At 53.7% G+C, this 1403-nt stretch carries 1 rRNA gene; it reads left to right on the top strand.

What is annotated here, in order from left to right:
• Positions 1-1368 (top strand): 23S ribosomal RNA (locus ACPUC7_RS24345); the annotation flags it as partial.
• Between the last annotated feature and the right edge of the window lie 35 nt (positions 1369-1403).

Below are 1403 nucleotides of genomic sequence, written 5' to 3'. Positions count from 1 at the left end.
TGGTGAAGTAACTGATGCCCTGCTTCCAGGAAAAGCCTCTAAGCTCCAGGTAACACGAAATCGTACCCCAAACCGACACAGGTGGTCAGGTAGAGAATACCAAGGCGCTTGAGAGAACTCGGGTGAAGGAACTAGGCAAAATGGTGCCGTAACTTCGGGAGAAGGCACGCTGGCGCGTAGGTGAAGGGACTTGCTCCCGGAGCTGAAGCCAGTCGAAGATACCAGCTGGCTGCAACTGTTTATTAAAAACACAGCACTGTGCAAACACGAAAGTGGACGTATACGGTGTGACGCCTGCCCGGTGCCGGAAGGTTAATTGATGGGGTTATCCGCAAGGAGAAGCTCTTGATCGAAGCCCCGGTAAACGGCGGCCGTAACTATAACGGTCCTAAGGTAGCGAAATTCCTTGTCGGGTAAGTTCCGACCTGCACGAATGGCGTAATGATGGCCAGGCTGTCTCCACCCGAGACTCAGTGAAATTGAAATCGCTGTGAAGATGCAGTGTACCCGCGGCAAGACGGAAAGACCCCGTGAACCTTTACTATAGCTTGACACTGAACATTGAGCCTTGATGTGTAGGATAGGTGGGAGGCTTTGAAGCGTGGACGCCAGTCTGCGTGGAGCCAACCTTGAAATACCACCCTTTAATGTTTGATGTTCTAACGTAGGCCCGTAATCCGGGCTGCGGACAGTGTCTGGTGGGTAGTTTGACTGGGGCGGTCTCCTCCCAAAGAGTAACGGAGGAGCACGAAGGTTGGCTAATCCTGGTCGGACATCAGGAGGTTAGTGCAATGGCATAAGCCAGCTTGACTGCGAGAGTGACGGCTCGAGCAGGTGCGAAAGCAGGTCATAGTGATCCGGTGGTTCTGAATGGAAGGGCCATCGCTCAACGGATAAAAGGTACTCCGGGGATAACAGGCTGATACCGCCCAAGAGTTCATATCGACGGCGGTGTTTGGCACCTCGATGTCGGCTCATCACATCCTGGGGCTGAAGTAGGTCCCAAGGGTACGGCTGTTCGCCGTTTAAAGTGGTACGCGAGCTGGGTTTAGAACGTCGTGAGACAGTTCGGTCCCTATCTGCCGTGGGCGCTGGAGAATTGAGGGGGGTTGCTCCTAGTACGAGAGGACCGGAGTGAACGCACCACTGGTGTTCGGGTTGTCATGCCAATGGCATTGCCCGGTAGCTAAGTGCGGAAAAGATAAGTGCTGAAAGCATCTAAGCACGAAACTTGCCCCGAGATGAGTTCTCCCTGACTCCTTGAGAGTCCTGAAGGGACGTTGAAGACTACGACGTTGATAGGCCGGATGTGTAAGCGCAGCGATGCGTTGAGCTAACCGGTACTAATGACCCGTGAGGCTTAACCTTACAACGCCAGAGGCGTTTTTGAGAGACGCGAGTAG

Source organism: Pantoea sp. CFCC18179 (genome assembly GCF_059412405.1).
This window is presented reverse-complemented; position numbering and strand designations above follow the sequence as displayed.